Raw genomic sequence first — 6,741 nt, forward strand, 5'->3', positions numbered from 1 at the left:
ACACGGGTAACTCGACGCTCTGTGCTGCTCGTGCTAAGATCGAGGCATGATAGACATTGATGACACGACGCGCTTGCTTCGCACCGCAGCCTGGATCTGGACGGGATACCTGCTGGCGCTGGCATTCATCGATAGCTGGTTATATCTACCCTTTGCGGCACTGCTCACCTATTACCTGCTCAACGGCAGCGCGGCGCTGATATTTCTCCTGGCGGCGCACCTGGATCACCTGCCGCAGCAACTCAGGCAGGTACGCCTGCCATTGATGCTCATCGTGCTCTCACTCATGCCACTGGTTGGTAACCAGCTCCTGCTGGTACGCCTTCCTCCCGGTCCGTTATCCAATCCAGAAGGGATGGCTCTGCGCCAGTTGCCAATTCTGTTTTTAGCCCTGGTCATCACTGCATGGCGTTATCGGCTACCTGGTGTATTCGTCTTCAGCGGCATAACTGCCTTGATTGAAGGGTTGACAGTAGCCTGGATTGCGCCGCTGACGCGCGGGCTGCCCTCGCCGACTGGATTATTCGGCGGTCTGGCGCCAATGCCCTTTCAGACGATCAATGTCTTCGTCATTTTGGGCCTGGTTCGCACTATCAGCTTCATAGTCGTTGGCATCTTTGTCAACCAACTGATTGAACGCCTGGATCGGCAACAACAATCGTTGCAGCAAGCTAATGTCCGTCTTGTTCATTATGCCGAAACTCTGGAAAGCCTGGCTGTGAGTCGCGAGCGCAATCGCCTGGCGCACGAATTGCACGACACGCTTGCCCATTCGCTGGTTGCCATTGCCGTGCAATTGGAAACAGCCCGCGCCTATTGGAACGAAGATCGCGCCAGTGCCTTAGCGCTGGTTGAACAGGCCCATGCTGCTACCCGGTCGGGCCTGGAAGAGACGCGACGCGCGCTGAAAGCCTTGCGCGCATCACCGCTCGAAGAGATCGGTTTATCGGCGGCGTTGCGTCGGTTGGCCGAGTCGGCAGCAACGAGGGCCGGTCTCGAACTGACACTTACGTTGCCCGATCGATTGCCCGCCCTGGCGCCTGATGTCGAACAAGCAATCTACCGTATCGCGCAAGAGGCGATTGAAAACGCCGTTCATCATGCCCACGCGGCCCGTCTGACCGTTCGGCTGGAACTGCACGGGCAAAATCTGCGTCTGGTGGTGCAAGATGACGGCCAGGGTTTTCACGTTACCCCGGCTACGCAGAGTGGTCATTTCGGCTTGATCGGCATGCGTGAACGCGCGCATCAGATCGGTGGCGAACTCGAAGTGGAGAGTCGTATCGGCAATGGCACCACGGTCACTTTGACAGTTGGAGCAGCGCTATGAAAGTCGTCATTTGCGATGATCAGGCTGTTGTGCGCGAGGGATTAGAACTCCTCTTGCGACTGGAGCGAGATATTCGAGTGGTAGCAACCGCCAGTGATGGCGCTGAAGCGCTGGCAATGGTTGCTGTTCATCAACCGGATTTGGTGTTGATGGATCTAAAGATGCCGGGCATGAACGGAATTGAAGCTACTCGCCAGATTCGGGCGCGCCATCCGACCGTCAAAGTGCTGGTATTAACCACCTACGATGACGACGAGTGGCTTTTCGATGCATTGCGCGCCGGCGCGCATGGCTACCTGCTGAAAGATACCCGTCGTGAAGACATCGCGCGCGCCATTCGTGGAACCGTGGCCGGTCAAACCTTTCTCGATCCCAGTGTGGCCGGAAGAGTGCTTGAACAGGTGAGTCGTCCGCCGACACAGCCAGCCACCCTGCTCACCAAACAGCTTACCGAACGCGAGCTTGACGTGCTACGCTGGCTGGCGCGTGGCCTGAGTAACGCCGAAATCGCGGATCGACTGGCGCTATCTGAAGGGACTGTGCGCAACTATGTTAGCTCGATTTTGGGTAAGTTGGGGGTGAGTGATCGGGTTCAGGCTGCGCTGATCGCAGTGCAACATGGCTTGTTGGGGACGGTGTTGTACTTCTTTATCACCAATTTCTACAATCCGCACTACATGTAATGTGCTCGGCCTCTGCAAATGCGAGGTTGATTCTCCCCTCTCACCTTCTGTCATTGCGCGTGGCGAAGGGCCTGCTCTCCCGTCAGGATTGCCTCTTACCCGCAACGCAGTGCCACTGCGCTGCTGGGCCCCGCTTCCATAATGAAAGCAGGCTGCTCACTTCGCAGACCTGCTTCATTTCACGAATGCGATGGATTGCCAGGGATACTCGGCAACCGTAGCGCTGAGCGATGGCGTCTTCCCCCACCAGAGTAGGGTAACGCAACACCCTCAGCCTGCCGATACCCTGATCACGGCTGCTCTCCACGCAACCAACGGATCACATCCGCTCTCGCTATGACTGTTGCCTGTGGAGCAGCACGCGGACGAACTTCGACCTGATCGGTGGCAAGGAGTTTTTCGCTGATCACCAGTCGCCATGGCGCACCGATCAGGTCGGCGTCGTTAAACTTAACGCCGGCCCGTTCGTCGCGGTCATCAATCAGCACACGTAAACCGGCAGCTTGCAGCCCGGCAGCCAGTTTTTGCCCGGCCACTGCCACGGCGTCGCCGCGTCCAAGTGTAACTACATGCGCATCAATGGGCGCAATCGCCGCCGGCCAGACGATCCCGCGTTCATCGGCATGTCGTTCGACAACCAGATGGAGCAATGGTTCGAGATCGAGTTCGATCCCGGCTACAAGTAGTGGTCGGTTTTGCCCGTCAGCAGCCTGCGCCAGGAGCGTGGTTGGCTGGGGTGGGTAGATCGCGCCAAGTGCAACACCGCGGCCTGCGTTGCGAGCCGTGCCGCAGCGAGGACAGGGATCGCCGGCAGTAGCCTGGGCAATATCGGCCACCAGCGTAGCCTGCCAGTCGCGCCCATACACAACATCGCGCAGGTGATAGCCAGTCCGGTTAGCGCCGGCCACCAACGGCGCGCCGTTGGCAACGGTCAAATCGGCCACAACCAGCACGTTCTCCAATCCGACCGGCGAAGCATAACCAGGGATAGCGCCGCATGCCCGAATCTGCTCCTCGCTGGCCGGAACCAGTTCCCCGGCATCGATCGCGGCGGCCAGTTTCGCCAGACTTGCCTCGCGGTCACCGCGCACAACCGCAAAGACCAGGCGTTGCTCACCATCGCGCCGGTCGCTGAAGAAGAGCGCCTTGGCTGTCGCCGAAGTCGGGATGCCGAGATAGTCGGCTAACGCGGCAATCGTATGCGCGCCTGGTGTTTCCACCAGGCTCGACGGTGGAGCAGGATCGGTGTGCGGCGAGAGTGGCGCTAGCGGCGCCGTATCCAGTGGCGCGCGCAGCCCACAATCTGGACAGTCGAGCGTATCCAGCGGCGCAGCCGCGCTATCGACGATCACCGTTGCTGTTCCCTCGCTCAACAGCGCTTCAGCCACTGGATCGAGACCACAGTGGCGCATAACAGTGCTTATCCGGGTTCGGGCTGCCTTAAGCAGGCTTTCAGCCTGCTCTGCTTCCAACGCCAGCGCTGCCCAGCCTAGGGTAGTTGGGGTTGGCAGATCGAGCAGACTCACTCTGCCGCGCGTCTGCTGTTTGCGCCGCCGCCAGCTCCAGATCACCTGTGGAAGCTGGCGGTACGAGTCAATATCCCGTTCCGCCAACGCGGCAACTGTGGTCAACCACGGTGCAGTGGATGTAATCGGGAAGCCAATCTCTTGTCCGCTCAGGTCGCGCATTGCCGTGGTAAGCGCATCGGCCAGACGATGCAACGCTGCGCTGCCCAGCGGCAACAGCGCCACTTCGCCGTTGCTCAATACCCGAAACATACCTGCCCGCCACAAGAGCTGCTCGGCAAGCGAACCAGCTCCGGCAGGCGCCTGGCGCAAAGTACGTCCAAACAAGGTCGCGAAATGCATCGATGAAGCTCCACAAGAGACGACATATGAATCGTCTACTCATCACTCAAAACAACTCCAACTGTCCCGGTTGCGAGGGTGAGTCGGCTGCCGGCTCTACCAGTGGCATGCCCGCTGCGCGCAGTCGGTCGGCTATCAGCCGACAGAGCCGGGGCGATTGATGTTCATCTGGACAGTGCATAAACAGGTATATAGAATCTACGTTGCTTTGCGCAACCCATTCGATGATGCGTGCCGCCCATTCATCGAGAAAAGGCTCATTCCGCTCAAGCTGAGGATGACCGATGTAACGCACCAGTGTTGGCCCATTGCTACGCAAGGGTCGCAGCGGCACACTCGGTTTACGTTCACGGGCATCATCAAGCAATGCTCCGCCTGGATCGTTCGGATCACGAATAGGGCGCACATCCATGATCACGCGCCCGACGCGATAACGGTTCAGCAATTCCATCAAGGGCGCCTCACCAACCGGCAAATACCAGTCGGGATGGCGCACTTCTACCGCCAGCGCTGCCTCTGCCGGCCAACCGGCCAAAAACTGGGCGAGATCGGCCAGCCGGTTTGTCCCATAGCCCGGCGGCAATTGGAGGAAAAAAGGCCCGCAACGCGCGCCAAGCTCGCGCATCCGCGTCACGAAAGCCTGCGCCTGCGGCAACTTCTCGGCCAGCGCGCCGGCATGACTCACCTCGCGCGGCAATTTACAGCAGAAGTGGAAGTTCGGCGGCGTCTCAGCCACCCATCGCGCCACCGTTGCCGGCGATGGTGTGGCGTAGAACGTTGTGTTACCTTCCACTGTTGTCAATTGCCGGCTGTACAGCTTGAGAAAATCGCTACTGCGCGTTCCTGGTGGGAAGAAGTCGCCTACCCAGCCGTTATACGCCCAGACCGCGCATCCAATTCTAATCATGGTTTTATACCGTAACGCGAACAGCGCGCAGAACGGTGATTCCTTGTTCCGTTTACGTCTGCGCGCCATCGCCTCTGCGCGTCAACCCTTCGCCGCTCCTCCAGGCTCAAAACCGCTCACTAATCACCTTTGGTTGCGTAAACAGGCGCAGGTAATCGCTCCCACCCGCCTTGCTGTCAGTGCCCGACATATTGAAACCACCAAACGGCTGCACGCCGACCAGCGCGCCGGTACATTTGCGGTTGAAGTAGAGATTACCAACATGGAACTCTTCACGCGCCCGTTCGAGTCGCTCGAGATTGCGGCTATAGAGACCGCCGGTCAAACCATACTCAGTATCATTGGCGATTGCCAGCGCCTCATCGAAGTTTGCTGCGCGAATAAACGCCAGCACCGGCCCGAAGATCTCTTCCTGCGCGATACGGGCATGCGGCTGAACATCGGCGAAGATGGTAGGTTGAATAAAGAAGCCGCCGTCCTTCACCAGCTCGTGATCGATCACCTCACCACCGGTTACCAACCGACCCTCTTCCTGACCAATGGCAATGTACTGACTGATCGTATCAAACGCGCGCTGGTCGATAACGGCGCCCATATCGGTTTCGGGTTTGGTGGGATTACCCAGTCGCAGCGCCTTCGCCTTTTCAGCAACCCGCTGCAATACCTGATCGTAGACCTGATCGACGACAATCGCCCGCGAGCAGGCGCTACACTTCTGCCCTTGAAACCCGAAAGCGCTCACCACAATCCCACTAGCCGCCGCTTCGAGATCGGCAGTCTCATCAACGATAATCGCATCCTTCCCTCCCATCTCGAGAATTGCGCGCTTGAGCCAGTTCTGTCCGGGCTGACGCACTGCCGCGCGCTGCTGAATCCGCAGCCCAATAGTCTTCGAGCCGGTAAAGCCGATAAAGCGTACCAGCGGGTGATCGACTAGAAAGTCACCGATCACTGCATCCTCACCGGTAACCAGATTGACGACACCCGGCGGCAGGCCAGCCTCTTCCAGGATTTGCACCAACAGGTTCGCCATCACCGGCGCGCGCGGCGACGGTTTTAGCACCACCGTGTTACCGACCACAATCGGCGCAACGGTCAAGGTAGTGGCAATCGCCAGCGGGAAATTCCACGGCGGGATTGCCAGACCTGGCCCAAGCGGAATATAGCGCAGCTCGTTATACTCACCGGGATATGGTACGAGCGGCTGGCGCTCACCCTGTAAAGCCAGGGCCTGCCGCGCATACCACTCACAGAAATCAATCGCTTCGGCCACGTCAGCATCAGCCTCGACCCAATTCTTGCTCACCTCATGCATCATCCAGGCTGCCAGCTCTTCCTTCCGGCGACGCATAATAGCAGCGGCGCGCAACAGCACTTGCGCCCGCGCGCTCACCGGCACGCGCGACCATGCTCGAAAGGCGGCATCGGCAGCCAGTACTGCCTGGTGAGCTTGCTCTTGGGAAGCGCTACTGGCATATCCGACGACCTTCTTTGGTTCGGCGGGGTTAATCGAGGGCAGCTTACGATCGGTCACAATCCGCTCGCCACCGATCACCAGTGGATAACTTGCCCCTTGTTGGCCGGCAACGTGTCGGATCGCGCGTTGCATCGCTGCGCGGCGATTGTCACTATCGAAGTTGCCGAACGGTTCGTTTTGAAATGGAGTAAGCATAACCTGTTCTCCTTGCCCTTGAGAGCTGCTGTCATCTCCCATTGTAGCAGGGAAACCGGTAGGCGATAGGCGATAGCTGATAGGCGATAGCCGATAGCCGATAGCTAATAGCCGGTAGCTGATAGTCGATAGGCGAGAGGCGATAGCCGGGGGTAGGGGCGCAGCGGTGCTGCGCCCTTCTGTTGTTGCTAGCGGGTAGCCGAGAGGCGAGAGGCGATAGCCGGGGGTAGGGGCGCAGCGGTGCTGCGCCCTTCTGTTGTTGCTAGCGGGTAGCCGAGAGG

General features: G+C 59.1%; 5 protein-coding genes. 2 read left to right on the top strand and 3 right to left on the bottom strand.

The window, feature by feature from the left end; genetic code table 11:
• Positions 1-46 precede the first annotated feature (46 nt).
• Positions 47-1,330: a sensor histidine kinase gene (locus Q0650_RS07470; protein WP_298817472.1), complete on the top strand. Its 1,284-nt coding sequence runs from the start codon at positions 47-49 to the stop codon at positions 1,328-1,330.
• Positions 1,327-2,013 (top strand): response regulator transcription factor, encoded by a 687-nt coding sequence (locus Q0650_RS07475; RefSeq protein ID WP_298817474.1) that lies wholly within the window; start codon positions 1,327-1,329, stop codon positions 2,011-2,013. The genes Q0650_RS07470 and Q0650_RS07475 overlap by 4 nt, the downstream gene beginning before the upstream one ends.
• A 290-nt stretch (positions 2,014-2,303) precedes the next feature.
• Here Q0650_RS07475 and Q0650_RS07480 read toward each other — a convergent pair whose 3' ends face one another.
• From Q0650_RS07480 to pruA, 3 genes are all read right to left on the bottom strand, one after another.
• Positions 2,304-3,881 (bottom strand): YbaK/EbsC family protein, encoded by a 1,578-nt coding sequence (locus Q0650_RS07480; protein WP_298817476.1) that lies wholly within the window; start codon positions 3,879-3,881, stop codon positions 2,304-2,306.
• 46 nt (positions 3,882-3,927) lie between these two features.
• Positions 3,928-4,788: a DUF72 domain-containing protein gene (locus Q0650_RS07485; protein ID WP_298817479.1), complete on the bottom strand. Its 861-nt coding sequence runs from the start codon at positions 4,786-4,788 to the stop codon at positions 3,928-3,930.
• A gap of 106 nt (positions 4,789-4,894) precedes the next feature.
• Complete coding sequence (gene pruA, locus Q0650_RS07490) at positions 4,895-6,460, bottom strand: L-glutamate gamma-semialdehyde dehydrogenase (protein ID WP_298817481.1); 1,566 nt, start codon at positions 6,458-6,460, stop codon at positions 4,895-4,897.
• Positions 6,461-6,741: the final 281 nt, after the last annotated feature.

This window comes from uncultured Chloroflexus sp. (genome assembly GCF_937129525.1).
GTDB lineage: Bacteria > Chloroflexota > Chloroflexia > Chloroflexales > Chloroflexaceae > Chloroflexus.